Below are 939 nucleotides of genomic sequence, written 5' to 3' on the forward strand. Positions count from 1 at the left end.
CTTTACGACCATCCACATTCTATAACGCAAAACTCTATATTTGTTCAATAGTACAATAAGTTAGCCATGAAACATCAGCCAAACTGATATATGATGCACCGCTTCAATATGTCACATCATTCTGGCACCCGTTCGATAACAGGATCCTCATGAGCTTTATTATATTATTACTTCTTCTAGTCTTCGTTGGCGTTACACGTTTATTTCAGTGGCGAAAAACCTCTAGTTTTATCAAACTTCTTCTTCTCTCTTTATTTATATTGATTGGTTCGGGTTTAATCCCTCGCTATCTACTAAACGACCTGCAAGCCAATTATGAGCGCAAACCTGACATTCAGTGGACCTCTCACAATGCCATTGTCTTGCTTGGTGCTGGTACTCAACTCATCGCAAGTACACAAGAATTTGAGCCGACCTTTTTCTCGTTCGGTCGCATCAATGAAACGGCAAGCCAATATAAAAACTGTGCGAAGGCTCAAACCATATGCAAAGTGATTGTTAGTGGTGGAGATGCACAAAATAATGGTGTAACCGAAGCGGAAGTTTATCAACAGCAGTTGCTTAGACTCGGCGTTCCACTAGCCGATATCATTCAAGAATCGAATAGCGTCAACACTTGGAAAAACGCGCAGCTCACCAGTGACCTAATGAAGCATCACCAGTTCGACAACATTGTTCTTGTTTCATCAGGCCTACATATTCGTCGTAGTGAACTCTACTTTAATCATTTTGGATTAAACGTCGTCCCAGTACGAGCCGACTACATGGCTGCTCAAATTTCATGGTTACCATTGTGGTACAACTTCGCAGTTACAGACTTTGCATTGCATGAACAATTGGGTTTTGCTCGTTACAACCTTTACAACTTTATGGGTTGGAACAGCAAACGTGAGAAGCCCGGTGACGCCTGATCGCTTCAACCATGATCTAACTAGTTAG

Annotated in this window: 1 protein-coding gene; it reads left to right on the forward strand. The window is 41.7% G+C overall.

Annotation, left to right across the window (positions count from 1 at the left end):
• Positions 1-149 precede the first annotated feature (149 nt).
• The gene (locus tag AB4653_RS15855; protein WP_017102192.1) at positions 150-911 is read left to right on the forward strand and encodes a YdcF family protein; all 762 of its coding nucleotides are present in this window, start codon (positions 150-152) and stop codon (positions 909-911) included.
• The last annotated feature ends 28 nt before the right edge of the window (positions 912-939 follow it).

The sequence above is a fragment of the Vibrio sp. 10N.222.48.A3 genome (assembly GCF_041475345.1).
In the GTDB taxonomy this organism is placed as follows: Bacteria; Pseudomonadota; Gammaproteobacteria; order Enterobacterales; family Vibrionaceae; genus Vibrio; species Vibrio tasmaniensis_A.